Consider the following 23,374-nt stretch of genomic DNA (forward strand, 5'->3'; position numbering starts at 1 on the left):
GCGGCCCCAAGCCTGCTATAAGGGGTTGAATGGCCAAGCACGGGACCAATTCCGAGGATTATGCCGGCCCGCTGAAGCGTCTGCTTCTGGCGGTTCTGCTGTTGTGCCTCGTGGGGCTCTTCATCTTCTGGCGCATCGACAGCCCGCGGGTCGAGCGCTTTCGGGCGCAGATCGTCGATGCGGTGATCCCCGGCTTCGACTGGGCCATGGCGCCCGTGACCGGCGCGGTGGGCATCCTGCGCGATTTCCAGAGCTACCAGCGCATCTACGACCAGAACCAGGAGCTGCGGCGCGAGCTGCGGCAGATGACCGCCTGGAAAGAGGCGGCGCTGCAACTGGAGCAGGAAAACGCCCGGCTGCGCGATCTCAACAATGTGCGTCTCGATCCGCGCCTTACCTATATCACCGGCGTGGTGCTGGCCGACAGCGGCTCGCCCTTCCGGCAGTCGGCGCTGATCAACGTGGGCTCGCGCGACGGCATCGTCGACGGCTGGGCGACCATGGACGGGATCGGGCTGGTGGGGCGGATCTCGGGCGTGGGGCCGAACACCTCCCGGGTGATCCTGCTGACCGATGCCACCAGCCGCATTCCCGCGATCATCCAGCCCTCCGGCCAGCGCGCGCTGGTCACCGGTGACAATTCCGCCGCGCCCCCCATCGACTTTCTCGAAGACGCCGATCAGGTCCGCCCCGGCGACCGCATCGTGACCTCCGGCGATGGCGAGGTGTTCCCGCCGGGCCTGCTCATCGGGCAGGTGGCCGAGGATCCGGGCGGGCGGCTGCGGGTGCGGCTGGCCGCCGATTACGAGCGGCTGGAATTCCTGCGCGTGCTGCGCGATCACGGCGCGCGCCGGGTGAGCGCGCCCTCGGCGCTGATCCTGCCGGAAATCGCGCCGGGCAGCGACAGCGCCGGCGGGGCGGAGCAGCCCGATGGCTGAGGCCCGTCCCGCGCGCATCTGGATCATGCGCGGCGCCTTTGTCGGGCTTTCGCTGCTGGTGATGTTCTACCACCTGCTGCCGCTCGACATGATGCCGCCGCGCTATGCCGGGCCCGACCTGCTGGTCGCTCTGTGTTTCGCCTGGGCGCTGCGGCGGCCCGATTACGTGCCGGCGCTTTCCGTCGCCGGGGTGATGCTGCTGGCCGATATCCTGTTCCAGCGCCCGCCGGGGCTCTGGGCGGCGCTGGTGCTGCTGGCCACCGAGCTGCTGAAATCGCGCGACCGGCGCGACCGCGAGTCGACCTTTGCCATGGAATGGATCGCCGTCGCCACAGTGCTGCTGGCGATCACGATTGCGTACCGGCTGGTGCTGGGCCTCTTGATCGTGCCCTCGGGAACGTCTTTCCTTGCGCTCATGCGATATGCGGTGACCGTGCTGTGCTACCCGCTGGTGGTCATCGTCTCGCAATATCTGCTCGGGGTCCGCCGCATGGCACCGGGCGATTTCGATCATGCCGGGAGAAGCCTGTGAGACGCACGCCCCGCGACAGCGCCGAGAGCAATCGCAAGATCACCCGCCGCGGGCTGATGCTGGGCGGTGCGCAGCTCGCCTTTGGCGGCGCGCTGGCGCTGCGCATGCGCTATATGCAGGTCGATCAGGCCGACGAGTTCCGCCTTCTGGCGGAGGAAAACCGCGTCAATATCCACCTCATCCCGCCCGCGCGCGGGCGCATTTTCGACCGTGAGGGGCGGGTCATTGCCGAAAACGAGCAGACCTATCGCATCACCATGCGGCGCGAGGATGCCGGCGATGTGGAGGATGTGATCGGGCGGCTCTCGGCGCTGGTGGAACTCGACCGCGACGAGGTGGAGCGCGCGCTCGAGGAGATGCGCACCTCGCCGCCCTTCCTTCAGGTGACGGTCGCCGACCGGGTGAGCTGGGAGGCGATCAGCCGCGTTGCGGTGAACGCCCCGGCGCTGCCCGGCGTGACACCCGAGGTCGGGCTCAGCCGGGTCTATCCGCAGCACGAGACCTTTGCCCATGTGGTGGGCTATGTCGGCCCGGTCTCGGAGCGCGATCTGGAACGCTATGAGGACCCCGAGCCGGTGTTGCGCATCCCGCGTTTCCAGATCGGCAAGGTGGGGATCGAGGCGAAATTCGAGGATCAGCTGCGCGGCTCCGCCGGCGCCAAGCGGGTCGAGGTCAACGCCGTGGGCCGGGTCATGCGCGAGCTCGACCGCCGCGAGGGCGAGGCCGGCGGCGATCTCCAGCTCACGCTGGACAGCGCGCTTCAGGATTACATCAAGGCGCGGCTGGGCGAGGAGAGCGCCAGCGCCGTGGTGATGGATCTGGAGCATGGCGACATCCTCGCCATCGCCTCGGCGCCCTCCTACGACCCCAACAAGTTCGTCCGTGGCATCTCGGTGAAGGATTACGGCGAGCTGCGTGACAACAATCACCGCCCGCTAGCCTCCAAGACCGTGCAGGACGCCTATCCGCCCGGCTCGACCTTCAAGATCGTCACCGCGCTTGCGGCGCTCGATGCGGGGCTCATCACCCCCGACGAGACGGTCTATTGCCCCGGCTACATGGAGGTCGGCTCGCGCCGCTTTCATTGCTGGAAACGGGCGGGGCACGGCCATGTGAACCTCGAAAACAGCCTGCGCGACAGCTGCGACGTCTATTACTACGATCTGGCGCTCAAGGTCGGCATCGAGAACATCGCCGCCATGGGCCGCAAGCTGGGGCTGGGCGCCGCGCCTGAGGTGCCGATGTCGGCGGTCACCGCAGGGCTGATGCCCGACAAGGACTGGAAGCGGCGCGAGCGCGGCGCGGAATGGCTGATCGGCGACACGGTGAACGCCTCGATCGGGCAGGGCTTCGTGCTGACCTCGCCCTTGCAGCAGGCGATCATGGTGGCCCGCGTTGCCACCGGCCGCGCGGTGACGCCGCGCCTCGTGCGCAGCGTCAACGGTATCGAGACGCCTTCGGGCGGCGGCGAGGCGCTGGATCTCTCGCCCAGCCACCTGCGCTATATCCGCAAGGCGATGTTCGCGGTCTCCAACAGCCGACGCGGCACCGCCTATCGCTCGCGCATCATCGCCGACAATATGCGCATGGCCGGCAAGACCGGCACCAGCCAGGTGCTGAACCGTGTGGTGCGCAACCAGGATGTGCCGTGGGAAGAGCGCGACCACGCGCTGTTCGTCAATTTCGCCCCCTATGACGCGCCGCGCATCGCCGTGTCGATCGTGGTGGAGCATGGCGGCGGCGGCTCGTCTGTTGCCGCGCCCATCGCCCGCGACATCACGCTTCAGGCGCTCTACGGTGGCGACCCGCCGCTTGACGCCTATCCCACCGCCGACCGTGGCCGCATCAAGGCCCAGCAGGAGCGGCTCGAACGCGAACGCCGGGAGCGCGCCGCCGAGCTGGGGAGACGCGCGTGAGCTATCTCGAATACACGGTCAAGACGGTCCCTTCGGGCTGGCGCAAGATCCTCTATCTCAACTGGCCGCTGGTGATCCTGCTCAGCGCCGTGGCGGGCGTCGGCTTTCTCATGCTCTATTCGGTGGCAGGCGGCTCTCTCAGCCCCTGGGCGGAGCCGCAGATGAAGCGCTATGCGCTCGGGCTCGCGGCGATGTTCGTGGTGGCGATGGTGCCGATCTGGCTCTGGCGCAACCTCTCGGCGCTGATCTACCTGGCCGCGCTGCTGATGCTGGTGGCGGTGGAGCTTTTCGGGTCGGTGGGCATGGGCGCGCAGCGCTGGATCGACATCGGCTTCATGCGGCTCCAGCCCTCCGAGGTGATGAAGATCGCGCTCGTCATGGCGCTGGCCGCCTATTACGACTGGCTGCCGATGAAGCGCGTGTCGCGCCCGATCTGGGTGATGGCGCCGCTGGTGCTGATCTTGATGCCGACCTTTCTGGTGCTCACCCAGCCCGATCTCGGCACCGCCATCCTGCTGATGACGGCGGGCGGGCTGATGATGTTTCTCGCCGGCGTGCACTGGGCCTATTTCGCGGTGGTGATCGCAGCCGGTGCGGGCGCGGTCTATACCGTTTTCCTGTCGCGCGGCACCGACTGGCAGCTGCTCAAGGAATACCAGTTCAAGCGGATCGACACCTTCCTCGACCCCTCCACCGATCCGCTCGGTGCGGGGTATCACATCACCCAGGCCAAGATCGCCATGGGCTCCGGCGGCTGGACCGGGCGCGGCTTTATGCAGGGCACACAGTCGCGGCTGAATTTCCTGCCCGAGAAACATACCGACTTCATCTTCAACACGCTGGCCGAGGAGTTCGGCTTTGTCGGCGGCGTCTCGCTGCTGGCGCTTTACGTGCTGATCCTGCTGTTCTGCATCGTCGCCGCCATGCAGAACCGCGACCGCTATTCCTCGCTGCTGATCCTGGGGGTCGGGCTGACCTTCTTCCTGTTCTTCGCGGTGAACATGTCGATGGTGATGGGGCTGGCGCCGGTGGTCGGCGTGCCGCTGCCGCTGGTCAGCTATGGCGGCTCGGCGATGCTGGTGCTGATGATCGCCTTCGGCCTAGTCCAGAGCGCACAGATCCACAGGGCACGTTGATGATCGAGATCCTTTTTTCCGCCGGCCCCGAGAGCTGGGCCGAATACGAGGCGCCGCTGCGCGAAGCGCTGGACGGGCACGGGCTGTCCTATCGGCTGAGCTGCGATGCGGCGCCCGAGAGCGTCGATTACATCGTCTACGCGCCGAGTTCCGGGCTCAGGGATTTCACGCCCTACACGCGGCTCAGGGCGGTGCTGAGCCTCTGGGCCGGGGTCGAGACCATCACCGGCAACGAGACGCTGCGCGTGCCGCTGGCGCGGATGGTCGACGAAGAGGGGCTGACCGCCGGCATGGTGGAATATGTCGCGGGCCATGTGCTGCGTCACCATCTCGGCATCGATGCCTATATCGTCAATCCCGGGCATGAGTGGGCGCCGGTCGTGCCGCCTCTGGCGCCGGAACGCCCGGTCACCGTGCTGGGGCTCGGTGCGCTGGGCAGCGCCTGTGCGAAGGCGCTGGCGGGGTTGGGCTTTCCGGTCACCGGCTGGTCGCGCAGCCCCAAGGATGTGGCCGGCGTCACCTGCCTGCATGGCGAGGAGGGGCTGAAGACGGCGCTGGCGCATGCGCAGATCCTCGTGCTGCTGCTGCCGAACACGCCCGCGACGAAGAACATACTGAACGCCGGGACGCTGGCACGGCTGCCGCGCGGTGCCGCCATCGTCAATCCCGGCCGCGGGCCGCTGATCGACGACGCGGCGCTGATCGCGGCGCTGGACAGCGGCCAGGTGGGGCATGCGACGCTGGACGTGTTCCGCATCGAGCCTTTGCCCGCCGAGCACCCGTTCTGGGCGCATCCCGGCGTGACGGTCACGCCGCATATCGCCGCCGAGACCCGCGTGTCGAGCGCCGCCCGCGTGGTCGCCGAGAACATCCGCCGCGGCGAGGCGGGCGAGCCGCTGCTGCATCTGGTGGATCGCGACGCCGGATATTGAGGCTGCGGGTTCTCTGTCTCGAAATTAACCTCAATCACCACGCCATCCGGCCCGGAATCAAGCCGAAGGCGCCGGGCCCAGCGGCGGCCCGTCCCGGCGGGCTGCCGCTTTGGTGACGTTTGCGCGTAGCTTCGAGATTCCTCGGACCTGGCCTGGATAAAGTAAGAGATTCAACGGGCAGCGCGGCACCCCACGGGCCACCGCCGGGCCCGGCTTCCGTTGCGCCTTTTGCGCTGCTGTCAGATCTCTAGCGCCTCGACCGGCGTGATCGCCTCGCGCGACAGCGCCGCGCCCACGGCGGCATTGGTCAGCCGGCCCGCATGCACGTTCAGCCCGGCCAGAAGATGCGGATCCTCGGCGCAGGCCGTGCGCCAGCCCTTGTCCGCCAGCGCCAGCACAAAGGGCAGGGTGGCATTGCCGAGCGCGATGGTCGAGCTGCGCGGCACGGCGCCGGGCATGTTGGCGACGCAGTAATGCTGGATGCCGTCCACCTCATAGACCGGATCGCCATGGGTGGTGGCGCGCGAGGTCTCGAAGCAGCCGCCCTGGTCGATGGCCACATCCACCAGCACCGCGCCGGGTTTCATATCCGCCAGCATTGCGCGCGACACCAGCTTGGGCGCCGCCGCGCCGGGGATCAGCACCGCGCCGATCACCATATCCGCCTGCGCCAGCAGCTCACTCAGCGCGCCTTCGGTCGAGTAGCGGTTGCGGAACACGCCGCCAAACACGTCGTCGAGATAGCGCAGGCGCGGCAGCGCGCGATCGAGCACGGTCACATCGGCGCCCATCCCGGCGGCGATCCGCGCCGCATGGGTGCCGACATTGCCGCCGCCGATCACCAGCACATTGGCCGGGCCGACGCCGGGCACGCCGCCCATCAGCACGCCGCGCCCGCCGTTGGGCTTTTGCAGCGCCCAGGCGCCCATCTGCGGCGCCAGCCGGCCGGCGACCTCCGACATCGGCGCCAGCAGCGGCAGTCCGCCATGCGCGTCGGTCACCGTCTCATAGGCGATGCAGGTCGCGCCCGAGGCGAGCAGGTCGTCGGTCTGCTCGGGATCGGGGGCGAGGTGCAGATAGGTGAAGAGCAACTGATCCGCGCGCAGCATGGCGCGCTCGGCGGGCTGCGGCTCTTTCACCTTCACGATCATGTCGCTTTCGGCAAAGACCTCGGCCGCGCCAGGTGCCAGACGGGCGCCGGCGGTGAGATAGGCGGCATCGTCAAAGCCCGCGCCCAGCCCGGCGCCGCTCTGCACCAGCACGTCGTGGCCATGAGCCACGGCCTCGCGCGCGGCATTGGGTGTCAGCCCGACACGGTGTTCCTGCGGTTTGACTTCGGTGGGGCATCCGATCTTCATTTGCGACTCCTCCCGTCTGCGTTCTCCGGAATCTTGCCAAGCGTCGCTTGCAATTTCCCAGCGGATTTGGTGCGTTGAAATCCGCAGTCCTCGCAGAATCTTCGACAATCTGCCCAATCCTTGAAAGAAACCGCCATGGAGCTTGATGATATCGACCGCCGCATCCTGCGGGTGCTCCAGAAGCAGGGGCGGATGTCCAATGCCGAGCTGTCCGAGCAGGTGCATCTCTCGCCTTCCGCCTGCCACCGCCGGGTGCAGCGGCTCGAGACAGAGGGCTACATCCGCGGCTATGTGGCGCTGCTAGACGCGCGCAAGATGAACATGCCCACCACGGTCTTTGTCGAGATCACCCTCAGCGCCCAGGCCGACGAGGTGCTGGAGGCGTTCGAAAAGGCGGTGGCGCGGGTGCCGGACGTGCTGGAATGCCACCTGATGGCGGGCAGCGCCGATTACATCCTGAAGGTCGTGGCAGAGGATACCGAGGATTTCGCCCGCATCCACCGCCAGTACCTGACCCGCCTGCCGGGTGTGGCGCAGATGCAGTCGAGCTTTGCCCTGCGCACCGTCTTCAAGACCACCGCCCTGCCGGTCTGAGCGCGGTTGCGCCATGCAAAAATCTCTGGGATATCAAGTATCAGGCAATTGAACCCCCGGTTGCCGGCGCAGGAGGAGGGGCCATGTCCTGGGATCACGTCATCATCGGCGCGGGCAGCGCGGGCTGTGTGTTGGCCAAGCGGCTGTCGGAGGCCGGGCGGCGCGTGCTGCTGCTGGAGGCGGGCGGGCGTGACAATTATCATTGGATCCACATCCCGATGGGTTATCTCTACTGCATCGGCAACCCGCGCACCGACTGGTGCTACCGCACCGCCGAAGAGCCGGGGCTGAACGGGCGTTCGCTGCTCTATCCGCGCGGCAAGGTGCTGGGCGGCTGCTCCTCGATCAACGGCATGCTCTACCTGCGCGGCCAGGCGGCGGATTACGACGGCTGGCGACAGATGGGGCTGCCGGGCTGGGGCTGGGACGATGTGCTGCCCTATTTCCGCAAATCCGAGGATTACGTCGAGGGTGCCAGCGAGATGCATGGCGCCGGCGGCGAATGGCGCGTGGAGAACCAGCGGCTGCACTGGCAGGTGCTGGATGACTGGATGGAGGCCGCGCATGAGGCGGGGCTGCCGAAGGTCAGTGATTTCAACACCGGCGACAATGAGGGCGTGGGCTATTTCCGGGTGAACCAGCGCAATGGCTGGCGGATGAACACCGCCAAGGCCTTCCTGCGCACCACCGAGAGCGTCACGCTGCGGATCGAGACCCATGCGCATGTGACCGGGCTGCTCTGGGAGGGCCGCAAGGTCGTGGGGGTGGCCTATGAGCAGGGCGGGCAGGCGCGCGAGGCACGTTGCGGCGGCGACGTGATCCTCTCGGCGGGGGCGGTGAACTCGCCGCATCTGTTGCAGCTCGCAGGGGTTGGCCCGGCGGATCTGCTGCGCGGGCACGGGATCGAGGTGAAGCATGACGCCCCGGGCGTGGGCGGCAATCTTCAGGACCATTTGCAACTGCGCTGCGCCTGGAAGCTCACCGGCGCGAAGACGCTGAACACGCTGGCCAATTCGCTCTGGGGCAAGGCGGCGATCGGGCTGGAATATCTGGCGCGCCGCGCCGGGCCGATGTCGATGGCGCCCTCGCAGCTCGGGGCCTTCGCAAAATCGCGGCCCGATCTGGCGACGCCGGATCTGGAATATCACGTGCAGCCGCTGTCGCTCGACGCGTTCGGCGAACCGCTGCACAGCTTCCCGGCGGTGACCGCCAGCGTCTGCAACCTGCGGCCCGAGAGCCGGGGCAGGGTGACGCTGGCCTCCTCCGATCCGAAAGCGCCGCCGGTGATCGCGCCGAATTACCTCGCGACCGAGGGCGACCGGCGCGTGGCGGTGGACAGCATCCGCCTGACGCGTCGGATTATTGCGCAGGGCCCGATGGCGAAATACGCCCCCGAAGAGATCAAGCCGGGGCTGACTTATGAGAGCGACGCGGATCTGGTGCGGGCGGCGGGGGAGGTCGGCACGACGATCTTCCACCCGGTGGGCACGGTGTGCATGGGCGCGCGCGATGAGGCGCCGCTCGATGCGGAGTGCCGGATGAAGGGGATCGGCGGGCTGCGGGTGGTGGATGCCAGCGTGATGCCGGCGATCACCAGCGGCAACACCAACGCGCCGACGATCATGATCGCCGAGAAGGCGGCGGATATGATCCTGCGGGGGTAAGGAGCCTGCGGGGGGCGGTGGGCAGGATTGCCCACCCTACCGATGTCCCGGCGCCCGGATCGCGGAGAGGGCGCGACGCCTCCGGCGGGCGTATTTTGCCAAGAGAAGAAGATCAGGGCGCGCCTTTGCCCTTCTTCTCTTTCCAAATACGCAAAATACGACCGGTGACGCTGGCGCGCCCTGTCGACGCTCAGTCCTGTTTCGGCGCGTCGTCGTACTGGCCCGAGAGGATGCGCTGGGCGTTGCCTTCGGGGTCGTCATATTGCTTGGTGCGCACGGTGATGACGAAGAACAGCAGGCCCATGCCGCCGAGGAACAGCGAGATCGGGATCAGGTAGAGCAGGATATTCATCGGATCACCTCAGCCGCAGCGCGTTCAGCGATACTGTAATCGACGAGGCGGACATGGCCAATGCGGCGATCAGTGGCGAACACAATCCCGCGATGGCCAGCGGCACGGCGATGACATTGTACCATGTGGCGATGCCGAAATTCTCGCGGATGCGTTTGGTGGCACGGGTGGCGGTGGCGATCGCGTCAGGGACCGGGGCCAGAGAATTGCCGAGCAGCACGATATCGGAGGCGACCCGGGCGGCGTCGAGCGCCGAGGCGGGGGAGATCGAGACATGCGCGCCGGCCAGCGCCGCGGTGTCGTTGAGCCCGTCGCCCACCATCAGCACCTTGCGGCCCTCGTCGGAGAGCGCCTTGACGCGCGCCGCCTTGTCCTGCGGCAGCGCTTCGGCGATCCAGTGCGGGATGCCCAGCCGGCTGGCCAGCGTTTCCACCGCGCGGGTGGTGTCGCCCGACATCAGGATGACGCGGTGGCCGGCTTCGATCAGCCCGCGCACCGCCTCTTCGGCGCCGTCGCGCAGGCTGTCGGTGAAGGTGAAGACCTGCGCCGGCCCGTCGCCCACGCGCAGCCAGGCGGAGGTCACATCGGACTGCCCGCCGCCGACCCAGGCGGCGCGCCCGAGCCGCACCTGCTGGCCGCGCCAGAGGCCCTGGGTGCCGTGGCCGGGCACCTCTGCGATATCGCTCAGCGTGGCGGGGGCGATGCCGGCCTCGCGCAGGGCTGTCGTCAGCGAGGCCGAGAGCGGATGCGCGGAGCCCGCGGCCAGTGCCAGCGCAATCTCCAGATCGTTGCGGGTGAAATCGCCGGTATTGGTGACCTGCGGCGCGCCGGCGGTGAGCGTGCCGGTCTTGTCGAAAACCACCGTATCGACCTCCGAGAGCCGCTCCAGCGCGGTGCCGTCCTTGATCAGCAGGCCCTTTTTGAAGAGCCGTCCCGAGGCGGCGGTGGTCACCGCGGGCACGGCCAGCCCCAGCGCGCAGGGGCAGGTGATGATCAGCACGGCGGCGGCGATGTTGAGCGCGACGCGGAAATCCTGCGTGTAGAGGAACCAGCCGATGAACGCCAAGGCGGAGAGGATATGCACGCCCGGTGCATAGAGCTTGGCCGCCTTGTCGGCGAGGGGCGTGTAATTGGCGCGGCCAGATTCCGCCACGGCCACCAGATCGGCCATGCGGTGCAGCGAGGTCTCGCGCCCCACGGCGGTGGCGCGCACCACCAGCGGACCGGTGAGGTTGACCTCGCCGGCGCTCACGCTTGTGCCGGGTGCGGCATAGACGGGCAGGGTCTCGCCGGTGAGCAGCGAGCGGTCGAGCTCGGACTGGCCTTCGGTGATTTGCCCGTCCACCGGCATCCGCCCGCCCGGGCGCACGCGCAGCAGATCGCCCACCGCCAGATCGGCGACGGAGACCTGTTCCTCGCCGTCCTGAGTGACCCGCCAGGCGCGGGGCACTTCCAGCGCCGCCAGCTCCTCGGCGGCGGAGCGCGCGATGGAGCGGGTGCGGTGGTCGAGATAACGCCCGGTCAGCAGGAAGAAGGTGAGCGCGATGGCGGCGTCGAAATAGGCATGCTCGCCGGAAAGCGAGGTCTCCCAGAGCGAGGTGACCACCGCGAGCAGGATCGCCAGCGAGATCGGCACGTCCATGTTCAGGCGCCCGGCCTTCAGCGCGCCCCAGGCGTTGCGGAAAAAGATCTGCCCGGAAAAGGCGATGGTCGGCAGGGTGATCGCCGCCGAGATCCAGTGGAACATGTCGCGGGTCGGCCCTTCGGCACCGGACCAGACGGAGATCGACAGCAGCATGACATTCATCATCGCAAAACCCGCAACCGCCAGCCGCATCAGCAGATCGCGCCCCGCCTTGTCGGTCTGCGTGGCCGAGAGCGCGCCGGTGTCGAGCTCATGCGCTTCATAGCCGGCGCCGGCGACCACGGGGATGAGATCCTCGGCGCCGAGGCCGGGATCGGCCTCGATGCTGACCCGCTTCATGGTGAGGTTGACCCGGGCGCTGTGCACCCCCGGCACCTTGCTCAGCGCCGTCTCCACCGCGCGCATGCAGTTGGCGCAGTGGATCGTCGGCAGCGACAGCACCACATGCGCGTCCGAGGGCGCCTGCGCGGCGGCGAGCGCCTCGGCGGCCGGGGCGGCGGAGCAGGCGGGGCAGGCCGAGGCCGGCGGGCGCATCGCGGCGGTCATGGGCTCATTCCTTGACGTAGAGTTCCAGGCGCTGCTCGAAGCGGGTGCCGTCGAAGGCCTCGGCGCTCAGCCAGACATTCCAGTAGCCGGGCGCCAGATGATCCTCGGCCACATAGGCGCGTCCGTCAAAGGTGAAATCCGGCGTGCGGTCGTCCTTGACGTTGGTGGTGCGCCCGATCTTGGCGGAGAGCGTTTTCGGCTGCACCGGATAGCCCTTCTCGTCGGTGATGGCGAGCACCACATGGCCCTCGTCATGGCTGGTCTCGACCGTCCAGCCGAGCGCCTCCTGCGCCTCGCGGCGGGCGTCGAACGTCTGGCTGGCGACATAGGAGTTGTCGACCTCGAGCCCGGGGAAGGTGGCGACGGCATTATAGGCCAGCGCGATATTCACCCCGATGATCACGCCGAAGGCGCCCACGAAGATCGCCAGTACATGCCAGCCGGTGAGCCTGCGTTCCTTGGTCATCAGTTGTCCCGTCCGTTAAAGACCGTATCGTTTTCCGCCCGTGTGCCGTTGGTCAGATCCTCGACCCAGAGGCTGAAGGCGGTGCGCTCGTCCTGCGCCTCCTCGGTGCCGTTGGGCGCGGTGACATAGACCCGCTGAAGGTAGGTTTCGTTGGCGGGCACGTCGACGGTGGTGTCGTCCTCGCCCTCGAGCGACAGGGTCAGGTTGTCGTTGCCGGTGAGCGACAGCTCGAAGGGCCGCGCCTCGCCGTGCTTGTTGAGCAGGCGCACATCGTAGGTGTTGCGCACCGAGCCGTCGGAAAGCACCACGAAGGTCGGGTTGCGCACCGGGGCGACGGTCATCTCGATCTCCGGGCGCATGAACAGCGCAAAGACCAGGCCGATGCCCACCAGCGACCACAGCGCGGTGTAGAGGATGACGCGCGGGCGGAAGACGTGCTTCCAGACCGCGCGCGGCGTGTGGCCCTCGCGCTCGCGGGTTTCGTCGGAGAGCGCCAGATAGTCGATGAGCCCGCGCGGCTTGCCGATCTTTGCCATGACGTCGTCGCAGGCGTCGATGCAGAGCGCACAGGTGATGCAGGCCAGCTGCTGGCCGTCGCGGATATCGATTCCCATGGGGCAGACATTGACGCAGGCGCGGCAGTCGATGCAATCGCCGAGGTTCTCGGCGCCGGCGCCCTTGCGGTGCTTGCCGCGCGGCTCGCCACGCCAGTCGCGATAGCCGACGGTGAGCGTGTCCTCATCCATCATCGCGGCCTGAATGCGCGGCCAGGGGCAGGCATAGATGCAGATCTGCTCACGGGCGAAGCCGCCGAAGGCGAATGTGGTGCCGGCTAGGATCAGCATGGTGGTATAGGCGACCGGGTGGGCGTTGCCGGTGACCAGATCGACCGCGAGCGTGGGCGCGTCGGTGAAATAGAACACCCAGGCGCCGCCGGTGGCCAGCGCGATCAGGAACCAGGCCACCCATTTGGTGACGCGCAGCCGGGCCTTGCGGAAATCCCATTTCTTCTGCCGGTGCAGGCGCAGCCGGGCGTTGCGGTCGCCTTCGATCCAGCGCTCGACCAGAATGAAGAGATCGGTCCAGACGGTCTGCGGACAGGCATAGCCGCACCAGACCCGCCCCAGCGCCGAGGTGAAGAGGAAAAGCCCGAGCCCCGCCATCACCAGCAGACCCGCGACAAAGTAGAACTCGTGCGGCCAGATCTCGATCATGAAGAAGAAGAAGCGCCGCCCGGCGAGATCGAGCAGCACCGCCTGATCGGGCAGTTCCGGGCCGCGATCCCAGCGCAGCCACGGCGTGACATAGTAGATGCCCAGCATCACCGCCATCAGCACCCATTTGAGATTGCGGAACTTTCCGCTCACGCGCCGGGGAAAGATCGGCTCGCGTGATTCGTAAAGGGAGGGGGCGGGAGTCTCGGTATCAGCCACGGGGAATCGCTCCGGTGTCAGGTTGCCTGGTTGCGGTCCTTTTCGCGCCGCCGCGCGGCTGCAACATTGACCTGCATCAATAATTATATCCCCGATGAAGCTTTTGCAGCCTCGCGACGCAGCCACGTTACGAAGTGACGCAGGGGCGGACGGGCGACCCCGGGCCGGGTGACGAGCCAGTAGCCTTTCTTGCGCCGGTCCTCGAAGAGGATGCGCAGCCGCCCGGCGGCAAGATCGGGCTCGGCAAAGAGCCGGGCGGTGATCGCCACGCCCTGACCCTGCCGCGCCGCTTCGAGCATCAGGTTGCCGGGCAGGGCGGTGAGGCCGAGGCTGCGGTCGTGCTCGACGCCGTTCTCGGCAAGCCAGTCCGTCGCCTCGTTGGTGCCGAGCTCCTGCAACCATGGGAAGGGCCGGAGGTCGGCCGGGGTCTCGATCTCGCAATCGCCGACCAGCGAGGTGGCGGCGACCACGGCGATGGGCGAGCTGACGAGAAGGTGGCTTTCTAGCCCGGGCCACTCGCCATTGCCGTAGCGGATCGCCACGTCGAGCCCGCCCGGTTCCAGCGTGCGGACCGCGGCGGAGGGGTCGATGGTCAGGCTGATCTCGGGGTGATGCGCGCGAAAGCCCGGCAGGCGCGGCATCAGCCATGTGGCGGCAAAGCCGGGCGTGGCCGAGATCTCCAGCGGGCGGTCGGTATCGCGCCCGGTCAGCTCCTGCGTCGCCACGAAAATCGCGCCGAAGCCCTCGGCCAGCGCGGTGGCGAGCCGCTCGCCCTCATGGGTGAGGCGCATCTTGCGGCTGCTGCGGTCGAGCAGCGGCACACCGAGATGGGTTTCGAGATTGCGGATCTGCTGGCTGATCGCGGCGTGAGAGACATTCAGCGCGCTGCCCGCCTCGGAAACCGAGCCGGTATCGGCATAGGCGGCAAAGGCGCGCAGGGCGGAGAGCGGCGGCAGGCTGGACCAGTCCATGTTACCTCAGCTTACATGTTGGCATTATTCCTGACTCGCCTGAAATGGCCCGATGGTCAATATTCATTGCAGGAACACGAACAGGATGGAGAGAAACGATGCTTGGTATCTACGCTCAGACTTTCATGACGGCGACGCGGATGGAACCCGGAGAGCGCCGCTGGACCCCGCCCGCGCAGGGGGCGATCGACGATCCGCGTGCCAAACCGCGCCGGGGCTGGCTGCGCCGCTGAGAGCGCTTAGCCCGGGGTTTGAAGGGCTCACGTTTTGGTGTGCCGGGGTGGGGGTGCCTTGATCTGCCGCAAAGCCGCGCCCTAAGCTCGCGCATCCCTCGAAAGGCCGCTCCGCGAGGAGCAATAAAAAACGCCGGTGCCCCTGGAAACGCGCGAACAGGATGGGGCACCGGCGCCGGCCTCCGGGCCTTGCGGCCCGAAGGTGTTCTGTGAGGGGCTTACTCTTCCGAAGCTTCGCCCCCGCCTAGACCGTGGACATAGGTCACCACGGCACGGATTTCCGCCTCGCTCAGCTCTGCGCCGCCCATCGGGGGCATGACGCCGAAGCGGGCATTGGTCACGGTCTCGTGGATCGTGTCGTAATCGCCGCCATAGAGCCAGATCGCGTCGGTCAGGTCCGGCGCGCCCTGCCAGCGGTCGCCGGTGCCGTCTTCCATGTGGCAGGAGGCGCAGTTGATGTCGAACACCTCTGCACCGGCCTCGACCAGCTCCGGCTCGGGCGGGGTTTCGCCCGAGAGCGTCATGACGAAGTTGGCCACCTGCGCGATCTCTTCCTCGCTCAGCAGCTCGTCGCGGCCGAAGGCGGGCATCTCGCTATAGCGCGCGTCGGGGTCGTCCTCGTTCCGGATGCCGTGCGACACGGTGTAGTGGATGTCCTCCATGGTGCCGCCCCAGAGCCAATCGTCATCCAGCAGGTTGGGATAGCCGGTGGCCCCCGCAGCGCCCGAGCCGTGGCATTGCGCGCACCAGGTGCGGAACACGGCGGCGCCGGCATTCAGCGCGTAGGTGTTGAGCTCCGGGTCGCCGGTGATCGAGGTCAGCTCGACCGAGGCGAGCTGCTCGTTGATCGGCGCCAGCTCGGCCTCGTGGTCCTGGATGGCCTGTTCCACGTTGCCGCGGGTCGACCAGCCCAGCAGGCCGGCGGTTGCGGTGCGCACGCCGGGCCAGGCCGGGTAGGCGATGGAATAGCCGATGCCCCAGACGATGCAGGCGTAGAAGATCATCAGCCACCATTTCGGCAGCGGCTTGTTGTATTCCTGAATGCCGTCCCAGGAATGGCCCGTCGTCTCGTAGTCGAGATCGTCTTGCTTTTTGTTGTCACTCATGTCCCGTCTCCTCAATCCTGGGCGGGTTTGTCTTCGTGCCGGAACGGAATGTTGGCGACGTCCGAGTGCGTCTTGCGGCTGCCCGGGCGGAAGGCCCAGACAATCACGCCGACGAAGAAGACGAACATGGCCAGCAGACCCCAGCTGTCTGCGAAATGCCGGAGGGCGTTATAGGTTTCGTGTCCCATTCAGTCCTCCTCAGCGGCTTGCGTCGGGCTCGAAGGTCGAGAAATCGACCAGCGTGCCCAGCATTTGCAGATAGGCGATCAGCGCATCCAGCTCCGAGATACCCGGCTGGCCGTCGAAGTTGCGCACGTTGACGGCATCGCCGTAGCGCTCGAACAGCCCGTCGACATCGCCGAACGGATCGGTCTGCACCAGGAAGTCCTCGTGCCCGGCCTCGATCATCTCGTCGGTATAGGGCACGCCGAGGAACTTGTGCGTCGACATGAGATCCTGGATGTGCTCGCCGTCGATCAGCTTGGCTTCGAGGAACCCGTATTTCGGCATCACCGATTCCGGCACCACCGATTGCGGGTTGCGCAGGTGATCCACGTGCCATTCGTCCGAGTAGCGGCCGCCGACGCGGGCGAGGTCGGGCCCCGTCCGCTTCGAGCCCCACTGGAACGGGTGGTCGTATTGCGACTCTGCCGCCAGCGAGTAGTGGCCGTAACGCTCCACCTCGTCGCGCATCGGGCGGATCATCTGGCTATGGCAGACATAGCAGCCCTCGCGGATGTAGATGTCGCGCCCCGCCAGTTCGAGCGGCGTGTAGGGGCGCATGCCCTCCACGTCCTCGATGGTGTTCTCGAGATAGAACAGGGGCACGATCTGCACCAGGCCACCGATGGTCACCACGAGGAAGGCAAAGATCGCCAGCAGCGTGATGTTCTTCTCGAGGATACCGTGTTTGTCGAGAATTCCCATAATCTCGGCCCTCCTTATTCGGCCGGGGTGGCATGAGCCGCGGCGGCGCTGGCTTCGACAGCCGGGGCCCGCTTCACGGTCATCCAGAGGTTGTAGCACATGATCAGCGCGCCGGTGATGTAGAGACCGCCGCCGAGGGCACGGACCACATACATCGGGAACTTGGCGGAGACCGTGTCGGCAAAGCTGTTCACCAGGAAGCCGTTGGCGTCGACTTCACGCCACATCAGGCCTTCCATGATGCCGGTCACCCACATGGACGCCGCGTAGAGCACGATGCCGATGGTGGCGAGCCAGAAGTGCCAGGAGACGAGGCTCAGGCTGTACAGGCGTTCGCGGTTCCACAGTTTCGGCGTCAGGAAGTAGAGCGCGCCGAATGTGATCATGCCGTTCCAGCCGAGTGCGCCGGAGTGGACGTGACCGATGGTCCAGTCGGTGTAGTGCGACAGCGAGTTCACCGCGCGGATCGACATCATCGGGCCTTCGAAGGTGGACATGCCGTAGAAGCCCACCGAGATCACCAGCATCCGCATGATCGGGTCGGTGCGCAGCTTGTCCCAGGCGCCCGAGAGGGTCATCAGGCCGTTGATCATGCCGCCCCAGGAGGGCATCCACAGGATCACCGAGAACACCATGCCGAGGGTCGAGGCCCAGTCGGGCAGGGCGGTGTAGTGCAGGTGGTGCGGGCCGGCCCAGATATAGATGAAGATCAGCGCCCAGAAGTGCACGATCGACAGCTTGTAGGAGAATACCGGGCGCTCGGCCTGCTTCGGGACGAAGTAATACATCATGCCGAGGAAGCCGGCGGTCAGGAAGAAGCCCACGGCGTTATGGCCGTACCACCACTGCGTCATGGCATCCTGCACGCCCGAGAACACCTGCACCGATTTGGAGCCCCAGATCGAGACCGGGATCGACAGGTTGTTGAAGACGTGCAGCATGGCCACGGTGATGATGAAGGAGAGGTAGAACCAGTTGGCCACGTAGATGTGGGGCTCTTTCCGCTTCACGATGGTGCCGACGAAGACCGCGAGATAGACCAGCCAGACGATGGTGAGCCAGAGGTCGATATACCATTCGGGCTCGGCATATTCCTTGGACTGGGTGGAGCCCAGCAGATAGCCGGTCGCGGCCAGGACGATGAAGAGGTTGTATCCCCAGAACACGAACCAGGCCAGGTTGCCGCCCCAGAGCCGCGCCGCGCTGGTGCGCTGCACCACGTAGAACGAGGTCGCGATCAGCGCGTTGCCGCCAAAGGCGAAGATCACCGCCGAGGTGTGCAGCGGGCGCAGGCGGCCGAAATTCATGTAGCCATGCGCCCAGTCGAAATTCAGTGCCGGAAAGGCAAGCTGCGTGGCGATGAAGGTGCCCGCGAGAAAGCCCACGACGCCCCAGAAGGCGGTTGCGATTACGCCGGCGCGCACCACGCCGTCGAGATAGGATTTTTCCGCGACCGCAGCGGGCACGGGTTCATCGGTGCGGCGCAGGGTCCACAGGAAAAGCCCCGACGCCACCAAAAAGATGATGATGGCGTGAACCATGTAAGCCACATCTCGTGCGTAATTGGCCGCGATCAGCGCAAATACCGCGATCACGCCCAGCACGATGAGCTTGATATAGTTGATCATTTTTCGTCCCTTCGTCTTACCCGTACGATTCGCGTGCCGTTCGGGCGGTTTTAGACTGACCGGTTAATGGGCATAAGCCTGCCCTTACTCCTTGATCTGTATCAAGGCTTTCCTTCGGGGCCATTGACCATTGTCAAAGTGCGTCCATTCGCGCAGGCGTATGAAGGACAGGACAGGCCAATAACCTGAGGAGACGAAGACCATGGGCTACAAAACGATTTTGACGGTGGTGACCGACGAAGCGCTGGCCCAGCCGACGATAGACCATGCCGCCGCGGTCGCCGAAGGTTGGGACGCACATCTCGATGTGCTTTGCTTCGGCGTCGACCGGACACAGACAGGGTACTATTACGCTGGCGCCAACGCCATGATTCTACAGGAAACCATTACGCGGGCCACGGCGGATGCGGAGAAACTCGCAAGCGCTGTTCGCGAGGCTCTGGGTCGCACCGAGTGCCGCTGGTCGGTCGAGGAAGGGGTCGCGCAGCTTGCCGATATCGGTCGCCATGTGGCCGGACGGGCGCGTTTTGCCGATCTGGTGGTCCTGCCGAAACCCTATGGCGCGGATCACGGTGTCGAGCTGGAGCCGGTGACCGAGGGCGCGCTCTTCGAAGGGCAGACACCGGTGCTGATCGTGCCAGAGGGTGTGGCACCGAAATCCGCGCCCTCGCGGATCGTGATCGGCTGGAACGAAAGCAACGAGGCGCTGCGCTCGGTGCGGGCGGCCCTGCCGCTGCTGCAAAGCGCCGACAACGTGCATCTGGCGGTGATCGACCCGCCGCAGCACGGGCCAAACCGCTCGGATCCGGGCGGCGCGTTGTCGCAATATCTCGCCCGCCACGGCGTGAAGGCCGAGATCGACGTGCTGTCGAAAACCATGCCGCGGGTCTCCGACGTGCTGCGCCGCCATGTGCAGGATGTCGATGCCGATATGGTGGTGATGGGCGCCTATGGCCATTCGCGGTTCCGCGAGGCCATTCTGGGCGGCGCCACGCGCAATATGCTGGAACAGGCGGAAGTGCCGGTGTTCCTGGCGCATTGACGCGGCGATCCGCTGAAATTTGAGCATGCACTTGCGAAAGTGCCCGGGGCAGAGCCGCATGGCTCTGCCTTTTGTTGTATTGTCCCTCCCCTGGCCACAAGCTGAGTCTCAAAAGCATGTATGCGGGGCTCGCTATGACTGTATTGGCCAATTTACAGTTTCTGCGTGTCGTCGCGGCGCTGCTGGTTGTTGCGCATCACGCCTCGCGCTCCATGCTGGAGGCCTTTCCTGCGCTGGAGCCGATCACCTTGGGCGTGGCCGGCGTCGATATCTTCTTCATCCTCTCGGGCGTCGTCATCACATTGTCGCATGAGCACAAGAGCGAAAGCCGGGGAGCGTTCCTGCGTGCCCGGATCATCCGTATCGTGCCGATGTACTGGCTGGCGACGCTGATGCTGAGCCTTATGCTCCTGGTCGGGCTCGAACCTCTCGGCCGGGCTCAGGCCGATCTGACGCTGGGCGAGATCGCCACATCGCTGTTGTTCATTCCGCACAACACCGCCTCAGGCGCGAGCGGCCCGCTCCTGCTGGTCGGCTGGACGCTGAATTACGAGATGTTCTTCTACCTGCTGTTCGGGCTGTTCATCGCGCTGCCGCCCAGAGGGCGCGTTTCCGCGACCCTCTTCGCGATCCTTCTTCTTGTGCTTGTCGGTGTGCTCGGGCTTGCGGGCGGCAAGATCGCGACGACCTATACCGATCTGATCCTGTTGGAATTCGCCGCAGGTATGCTGCTTGGGCACTATTGGGCGAACCGGCGCGCCGGCGATCGGGACAGACTGATCGGAAGCATGTTTCTTGCGCTGTCGCTGGCCGGGTTCGCGCTCTCGACGACCAGTCAGGCCATGGGTCTTCCCGAGCCGCATCGCGTGGTGATTTGGGGCATTCCCGGACTATTCGCGGTGATCGGTGCGATGTTCCTCGAAGCCGGCGGTGTTGCGGTCAGGAACCGAAACCTGCTGTTGCTGGGCGCCGCAAGCTATGTCCTTTACCTCTTCCACCAGTTCGTCCTGCAAACGCTCCAGAAGGGGCTCGCCGCGGCGTCGGTGAGCCTGGCGACCCCGGCGGGGGCGCTGCTCTATCTCGGCCTTGCGGTCGCGATCTCTTGCCTGATCGCAGTCGGCATCCATAGGAAAATAGAGCAGCCGGTGACACGCTTCCTGAAAGGCGGTCGAACGAAAGCGGTCTCCGCCTGACAGGCGGGCGACGCGCCATCGCCGGTATCAGGCGAACATGCCGCCGTCCGAATCGTCGCCGGCCTCGTCGAGCAGACGCGCCATGTCGGGAATGGTGACGTGGCGCTTGCCTTCGAGTTCGATCACCCCGTCCTTTTTCAGCGCCGAGATCTGGCGGCTGACCGTTTCCAGCGTCAGGCCGAGGTAGTCGGCCATCGCCTCGCGGGTCAGCGGCAGATCGAAGACCAGCGTGCCCGTGGCGGTCCGCATATTGATCGAAGCATCGCGGCGCGCGATGATCGAGAGCAGCGAGGCGATCTTTTCGCGCGCGGTCTTGCGCCCGAGCACCAGCATCCATTCGCGCGCGGCATCCAGCTCGTCGAGCGTCATCTCGAGCAGGCGCTGTGCGATATGCGGGGTCTGGCGCATCATCTCTTCGAAGGGCGATTTGCGGAAGCAGCACATCACGAGATCGGTGGTGGCGACCACATCGTAAGCGGCGGAGGCGCGCCCCGGGCGGCCGACGAAATCGCTGGGCAGCAGAAGGCCCACCATCTGCGTGCGCCCGTCCTCCATGGTCTGAGTGAGCGTCGCGATCCCCGACACAACCGAGCCTACGAAATCCATCCGGTCGCCGGACCAGATCACCGTCTGTCCGGCCTCGAACTTGCGATAATACTTGATCTCTTCCAGCCGCTCCAGCTCGTCGGATTCGCAGCGCGCGCAGACGGCCCGGTGCCGGATCGGGCACTCGGCACAGTCTTGCGAGACGGTGAGGGAGCGTTCATTCAGCATAGTGTGTTCACAGTCCTGTTAGCGGGTCACCCAAATCACCGGCTCTGTGGCGGTACTCTTGATCTGGGTCAATGTTCCAACCCTCGCGCTTTCTTAAGTGTAGGCGCATGATCACGCGAAAACAACTCTCCCGCCTGGGGCTCTTCGACGCGAAAGTCCCCCGGTACACGAGCTATCCGACGGCGCCGCATTTCTCGAATGCAGTGGCACCGGGCGATTTTGCCTCATGGATCGAAGCGGTGCCGGAGGGCGGCACGGTTTCGCTTTATCTGCATGTGCCGTTCTGTCGCAGGTTGTGCTGGTTCTGCGCCTGCCGGACGCAGGGCACCGCAACGCTGGGGCCGGTCGAATCTTATGTGCAGACGCTGCTGTCCGAGCTCGATCTGCTCAAGGCGCATCTGCCGCGCGACGTGAAACTGTCTCGGCTGCATTGGGGCGGGGGCACGCCGACGCTGCTGTCGCCCGGGCTGATGCAGGCACTGATCGACAAGGTGGCCGAGGTGGCGCCCTTTGCCGAGGATGCGGAATTCTCGGTCGAGATCGACCCCAACGAGATCGACGGCGAGCGGCTCGACGTGCTGGCCGCCGGCGGCATGAACCGCGCCTCCATCGGGGTGCAGGATTTCGACGAGCAGATCCAGGCCACGATCGGACGGCCGCAGGGCTATGACGTGACCCGCCGGGCGGTGGAGATGATCCGCGAGCGCGGCGTCGCCAGCCTCAACGCCGATATCCTCTACGGTCTGCCGCATCAGACCCGCGCAAAAATCACCGAGACGGTGCAAAAGCTGCTCTCCTTCGCGCCCGACCGGGTGGCGCTTTACGGCTATGCGCATGTGCCCTGGATGGCCAAGCGCCAGCAGATGATTCCCTCCGACGCGCTGCCCACCCCGGCGGAGCGGCTGGACCTGTTCGACACGGCGCGGCGGCTCTTTGCCTGGGACGGTTATGCCGAGATCGGCATCGACCATTTCGCCACCCCCGATGACGGGCTCGCCATCGCGCAGAAGACCGGCAAGCTGCGGCGCAATTTCCAGGGCTATACCGATGACACCTCCGAGGTGCTGATCGGGCTGGGTGCCTCGTCGATCTCGAAATTCCCGCAGGGCTACGCGCAGAACGCGCCGGCGACCTCGGTCTATACCGCTTCGGTGCGCGAGGGGCGCTTTGCCACGTCGCGCGGCCACGCCTTCGGCGGCGACGACCGGCTGCGCGCGCGGATGATCGAAATGCTGATGTGCGATTTCCGCATCCGCTCGGAAGAGCTGGAGCAGGATTACGGCGTGTCGCCCGCGGCGCTGAAGGCGATGTTCTCCCGCGCCAACGAGCAGTTCGAAGGGCTGCTGGAGATCACCGAGGACGGGCTTTTCATCCCGCCCGAGGCGCGTCCGCTGACCCGGATGATCGCGCGGAGCTTCGACGCTTACGATCTCTCCAAGGCCGGGCACAGCTCAGCTATCTGAGCCCTCGAAGGCCGCAAGCCATGTGCCGAGGAGCGCGTCCAGTGTGGCGCGCTCTTCGTCGTTCAGCGCGGCGACAAGCCGGTGCTGGTTGGCGACGTGATCGGTCACCGCCGCGTCGATATCGGCCTGTCCGCGTTCGGTCAGCTGCACCACGAAACCGCGCCCGTCCTCGGGGTTGGGCACGCGCCGCACCTGGCCCGCCGCCTCCAGCCGGTCGAGCCGGTTGGTCATCGTGCCCGAGGTCACCATGGTCGTGGCCAGCAGATCCTTGACCGTCAGCGCATGGGGCGGGCCGGCGCGGCGCAGCGTGGCCAAGACGTCGAACCCGGCGGGGCTGAGCCCGTGGGTCGCGAAGCACTCCGCATGCGCCTGCGCCAGATGCCGCGCCAGCCGCCCGAGCCGCCCGATCATGCCCATCGGCCCGACATCGAGATCGGGGCGTTCGCGGTTCCATTGTGCCTTGATTTTGTCGACCTGATCCATGTGCAGGGTCTGCGAAAATATTGTCTTGACGTCAAGGTATTC

General features: G+C 66.3%; 23 protein-coding genes. 11 read left to right on the top strand and 12 right to left on the bottom strand.

What is annotated here, in order from left to right:
- The first annotated feature begins 29 nt into the window (after positions 1–29).
- Genes mreC through Ga0080574_RS16130 form a run of 5 tightly spaced genes read left to right on the top strand, consistent with a single transcriptional unit; the run spans position 30 to position 5,454 of the window.
- Positions 30–938, top strand: a complete 909-nt coding sequence (gene mreC, locus Ga0080574_RS16110; RefSeq protein WP_076701906.1) for a rod shape-determining protein MreC — start codon at positions 30–32, stop codon at positions 936–938.
- Positions 931–1,470, top strand: coding sequence for a rod shape-determining protein MreD (locus tag Ga0080574_RS16115; protein WP_076701910.1), 540 nt, complete (start codon positions 931–933; stop codon positions 1,468–1,470). The genes mreC and Ga0080574_RS16115 overlap by 8 nt, the downstream gene beginning before the upstream one ends.
- Complete coding sequence (gene mrdA, locus Ga0080574_RS16120) at positions 1,467–3,386, top strand: penicillin-binding protein 2 (RefSeq protein WP_076701914.1); 1,920 nt, start codon at positions 1,467–1,469, stop codon at positions 3,384–3,386. Before Ga0080574_RS16115 ends, mrdA begins: the two co-directional genes overlap by 4 nt.
- The gene (gene rodA / locus Ga0080574_RS16125) at positions 3,383–4,522 is read left to right on the top strand and encodes a rod shape-determining protein RodA (protein WP_076701919.1); all 1,140 of its coding nucleotides are present in this window, start codon (positions 3,383–3,385) and stop codon (positions 4,520–4,522) included. Before mrdA ends, rodA begins: the two co-directional genes overlap by 4 nt.
- Positions 4,522–5,454, top strand: coding sequence for a 2-hydroxyacid dehydrogenase (locus Ga0080574_RS16130; RefSeq protein ID WP_076701923.1), 933 nt, complete (start codon positions 4,522–4,524; stop codon positions 5,452–5,454). Before rodA ends, Ga0080574_RS16130 begins: the two co-directional genes overlap by 1 nt.
- A 239-nt stretch (positions 5,455–5,693) precedes the next feature.
- On the opposite strand, the gene ald is transcribed toward Ga0080574_RS16130, so the two are convergent.
- Positions 5,694–6,812 (bottom strand): alanine dehydrogenase, encoded by a 1,119-nt coding sequence (ald, locus tag Ga0080574_RS16135; protein ID WP_076701926.1) that lies wholly within the window; start codon positions 6,810–6,812, stop codon positions 5,694–5,696.
- A 135-nt stretch (positions 6,813–6,947) separates the two neighbouring features.
- Between ald and Ga0080574_RS16140 the strand changes: the two genes are divergently transcribed.
- Both Ga0080574_RS16140 and Ga0080574_RS16145 read left to right on the top strand, forming a co-directional pair.
- Positions 6,948–7,406 (top strand): Lrp/AsnC family transcriptional regulator, encoded by a 459-nt coding sequence (locus Ga0080574_RS16140; RefSeq protein ID WP_076701929.1) that lies wholly within the window; start codon positions 6,948–6,950, stop codon positions 7,404–7,406.
- 83 nt (positions 7,407–7,489) lie between these two features.
- Positions 7,490–9,070 (top strand): GMC family oxidoreductase, encoded by a 1,581-nt coding sequence (locus Ga0080574_RS16145; protein WP_076701933.1) that lies wholly within the window; start codon positions 7,490–7,492, stop codon positions 9,068–9,070.
- Between the two features lie 190 nt (positions 9,071–9,260).
- On the opposite strand, the gene ccoS is transcribed toward Ga0080574_RS16145, so the two are convergent.
- The 5 genes from ccoS to Ga0080574_RS16170 all read right to left on the bottom strand — a co-directional run bounded on the left by ccoS (position 9,261) and on the right by Ga0080574_RS16170 (position 14,483).
- On the bottom strand, positions 9,261–9,422 hold the full coding sequence (ccoS, locus tag Ga0080574_RS16150) for a cbb3-type cytochrome oxidase assembly protein CcoS (RefSeq protein WP_076701937.1): 162 nt from the start codon (positions 9,420–9,422) through the stop codon (positions 9,261–9,263).
- A 4-nt stretch (positions 9,423–9,426) separates the two neighbouring features.
- Entirely contained in the window at positions 9,427–11,613 is a 2,187-nt protein-coding gene (locus Ga0080574_RS16155; RefSeq protein WP_076701940.1) for a heavy metal translocating P-type ATPase, read from the bottom strand.
- Between the two features lie 4 nt (positions 11,614–11,617).
- Positions 11,618–12,079 carry a FixH family protein gene (locus Ga0080574_RS16160; protein ID WP_076701945.1) on the bottom strand — a complete coding sequence of 154 codons (462 nt, stop codon included), beginning with the start codon at positions 12,077–12,079 and terminating at the stop codon, positions 11,618–11,620.
- Positions 12,079–13,512 (bottom strand): cytochrome c oxidase accessory protein CcoG, encoded by a 1,434-nt coding sequence (gene ccoG, locus Ga0080574_RS16165; protein WP_076701949.1) that lies wholly within the window; start codon positions 13,510–13,512, stop codon positions 12,079–12,081. Before ccoG ends, Ga0080574_RS16160 begins: the two co-directional genes overlap by 1 nt.
- An 83-nt stretch (positions 13,513–13,595) precedes the next feature.
- Positions 13,596–14,483 (bottom strand): LysR substrate-binding domain-containing protein, encoded by an 888-nt coding sequence (locus Ga0080574_RS16170; protein WP_076701953.1) that lies wholly within the window; start codon positions 14,481–14,483, stop codon positions 13,596–13,598.
- A 98-nt stretch (positions 14,484–14,581) separates the two neighbouring features.
- On the opposite strand from Ga0080574_RS16170, the gene Ga0080574_RS26740 reads away from it, so the two are divergent.
- Positions 14,582–14,716, top strand: coding sequence for a hypothetical protein (locus Ga0080574_RS26740; RefSeq protein WP_257787896.1), 135 nt, complete (start codon positions 14,582–14,584; stop codon positions 14,714–14,716).
- Positions 14,717–14,934: 218 nt separating this feature from the next.
- Here the strand turns inward: Ga0080574_RS26740 and ccoP are convergent, their stop codons facing one another.
- From ccoP to ccoN, 4 genes are read right to left on the bottom strand one after another with little or no spacing between them, the layout of a single operon-like run.
- The gene (gene ccoP / locus Ga0080574_RS16175) at positions 14,935–15,822 is read right to left on the bottom strand and encodes a cytochrome-c oxidase, cbb3-type subunit III (protein ID WP_076701958.1); all 888 of its coding nucleotides are present in this window, start codon (positions 15,820–15,822) and stop codon (positions 14,935–14,937) included.
- A gap of 11 nt (positions 15,823–15,833) precedes the next feature.
- Positions 15,834–16,010 carry a cbb3-type cytochrome c oxidase subunit 3 gene (locus Ga0080574_RS16180; RefSeq protein ID WP_076701963.1) on the bottom strand — a complete coding sequence of 59 codons (177 nt, stop codon included), beginning with the start codon at positions 16,008–16,010 and terminating at the stop codon, positions 15,834–15,836.
- A 10-nt stretch (positions 16,011–16,020) separates the two neighbouring features.
- Positions 16,021–16,749: a cytochrome-c oxidase, cbb3-type subunit II gene (gene ccoO / locus Ga0080574_RS16185; protein WP_076701967.1), complete on the bottom strand. Its 729-nt coding sequence runs from the start codon at positions 16,747–16,749 to the stop codon at positions 16,021–16,023.
- A gap of 14 nt (positions 16,750–16,763) precedes the next feature.
- Positions 16,764–18,377: a cytochrome-c oxidase, cbb3-type subunit I gene (gene ccoN / locus Ga0080574_RS16190; RefSeq protein ID WP_076701971.1), complete on the bottom strand. Its 1,614-nt coding sequence runs from the start codon at positions 18,375–18,377 to the stop codon at positions 16,764–16,766.
- 202 nt (positions 18,378–18,579) lie between these two features.
- Between ccoN and Ga0080574_RS16195 the strand changes: the two genes are divergently transcribed.
- Together Ga0080574_RS16195 and Ga0080574_RS16200 are read left to right on the top strand one after the other, a co-directional pair.
- The gene (locus Ga0080574_RS16195; protein WP_076701975.1) at positions 18,580–19,419 is read left to right on the top strand and encodes a universal stress protein; all 840 of its coding nucleotides are present in this window, start codon (positions 18,580–18,582) and stop codon (positions 19,417–19,419) included.
- A 116-nt stretch (positions 19,420–19,535) separates the two neighbouring features.
- Complete coding sequence (locus tag Ga0080574_RS16200) at positions 19,536–20,612, top strand: acyltransferase family protein (protein WP_083716871.1); 1,077 nt, start codon at positions 19,536–19,538, stop codon at positions 20,610–20,612.
- A 27-nt stretch (positions 20,613–20,639) separates the two neighbouring features.
- Here Ga0080574_RS16200 and fnrL read toward each other — a convergent pair whose 3' ends face one another.
- Positions 20,640–21,386, bottom strand: coding sequence for a transcriptional regulator FnrL (gene fnrL, locus Ga0080574_RS16205; protein ID WP_076701984.1), 747 nt, complete (start codon positions 21,384–21,386; stop codon positions 20,640–20,642).
- A gap of 107 nt (positions 21,387–21,493) precedes the next feature.
- On the opposite strand from fnrL, the gene hemN reads away from it, so the two are divergent.
- Positions 21,494–22,849: an oxygen-independent coproporphyrinogen III oxidase gene (gene hemN / locus Ga0080574_RS16210; protein ID WP_076701988.1), complete on the top strand. Its 1,356-nt coding sequence runs from the start codon at positions 21,494–21,496 to the stop codon at positions 22,847–22,849.
- Here hemN and Ga0080574_RS16215 read toward each other — a convergent pair.
- Positions 22,838–23,332, bottom strand: a complete 495-nt coding sequence (locus Ga0080574_RS16215) for a MarR family winged helix-turn-helix transcriptional regulator (RefSeq protein ID WP_076701993.1) — start codon at positions 23,330–23,332, stop codon at positions 22,838–22,840. The genes hemN and Ga0080574_RS16215 overlap by 12 nt on opposite strands.
- Positions 23,333–23,374: the final 42 nt, after the last annotated feature.

Source organism: Salipiger abyssi (genome assembly GCF_001975705.1).
Lineage (GTDB): Bacteria > Pseudomonadota > Alphaproteobacteria > Rhodobacterales > Rhodobacteraceae > Salipiger > Salipiger abyssi.

Coding starts and splice junctions, on each gene's coding strand:
- mreC (WP_076701906.1), top strand. CDS start 30: ATGGCCAAGCACGGGACCAATTCCGAGGATTATGCCGGCCCGCTGAAG.
- Ga0080574_RS16115 (WP_076701910.1), top strand. CDS start 931: ATGGCTGAGGCCCGTCCCGCGCGCATCTGGATCATGCGCGGCGCCTTT.
- Ga0080574_RS16130 (WP_076701923.1), top strand. CDS start 4,522: ATGATCGAGATCCTTTTTTCCGCCGGCCCCGAGAGCTGGGCCGAATAC.
- ald (WP_076701926.1), bottom strand. CDS start 6,812: ATGAAGATCGGATGCCCCACCGAAGTCAAACCGCAGGAACACCGTGTC.
- Ga0080574_RS16140 (WP_076701929.1), top strand. CDS start 6,948: ATGGAGCTTGATGATATCGACCGCCGCATCCTGCGGGTGCTCCAGAAG.
- Ga0080574_RS16145 (WP_076701933.1), top strand. CDS start 7,490: ATGTCCTGGGATCACGTCATCATCGGCGCGGGCAGCGCGGGCTGTGTG.
- ccoS (WP_076701937.1), bottom strand. CDS start 9,422: ATGAATATCCTGCTCTACCTGATCCCGATCTCGCTGTTCCTCGGCGGC.
- Ga0080574_RS16155 (WP_076701940.1), bottom strand. CDS start 11,613: ATGACCGCCGCGATGCGCCCGCCGGCCTCGGCCTGCCCCGCCTGCTCC.
- Ga0080574_RS16160 (WP_076701945.1), bottom strand. CDS start 12,079: ATGACCAAGGAACGCAGGCTCACCGGCTGGCATGTACTGGCGATCTTC.
- Ga0080574_RS16170 (WP_076701953.1), bottom strand. CDS start 14,483: ATGGACTGGTCCAGCCTGCCGCCGCTCTCCGCCCTGCGCGCCTTTGCC.
- Ga0080574_RS26740 (WP_257787896.1), top strand. CDS start 14,582: ATGCTTGGTATCTACGCTCAGACTTTCATGACGGCGACGCGGATGGAA.
- ccoP (WP_076701958.1), bottom strand. CDS start 15,822: ATGAGTGACAACAAAAAGCAAGACGATCTCGACTACGAGACGACGGGC.
- Ga0080574_RS16180 (WP_076701963.1), bottom strand. CDS start 16,010: ATGGGACACGAAACCTATAACGCCCTCCGGCATTTCGCAGACAGCTGG.
- ccoO (WP_076701967.1), bottom strand. CDS start 16,749: ATGGGAATTCTCGACAAACACGGTATCCTCGAGAAGAACATCACGCTG.
- ccoN (WP_076701971.1), bottom strand. CDS start 18,377: ATGATCAACTATATCAAGCTCATCGTGCTGGGCGTGATCGCGGTATTT.
- Ga0080574_RS16195 (WP_076701975.1), top strand. CDS start 18,580: ATGGGCTACAAAACGATTTTGACGGTGGTGACCGACGAAGCGCTGGCC.
- Ga0080574_RS16200 (WP_083716871.1), top strand. CDS start 19,536: ATGTATGCGGGGCTCGCTATGACTGTATTGGCCAATTTACAGTTTCTG.
- fnrL (WP_076701984.1), bottom strand. CDS start 21,386: ATGCTGAATGAACGCTCCCTCACCGTCTCGCAAGACTGTGCCGAGTGC.
- hemN (WP_076701988.1), top strand. CDS start 21,494: ATGATCACGCGAAAACAACTCTCCCGCCTGGGGCTCTTCGACGCGAAA.
- Ga0080574_RS16215 (WP_076701993.1), bottom strand. CDS start 23,332: ATGGATCAGGTCGACAAAATCAAGGCACAATGGAACCGCGAACGCCCC.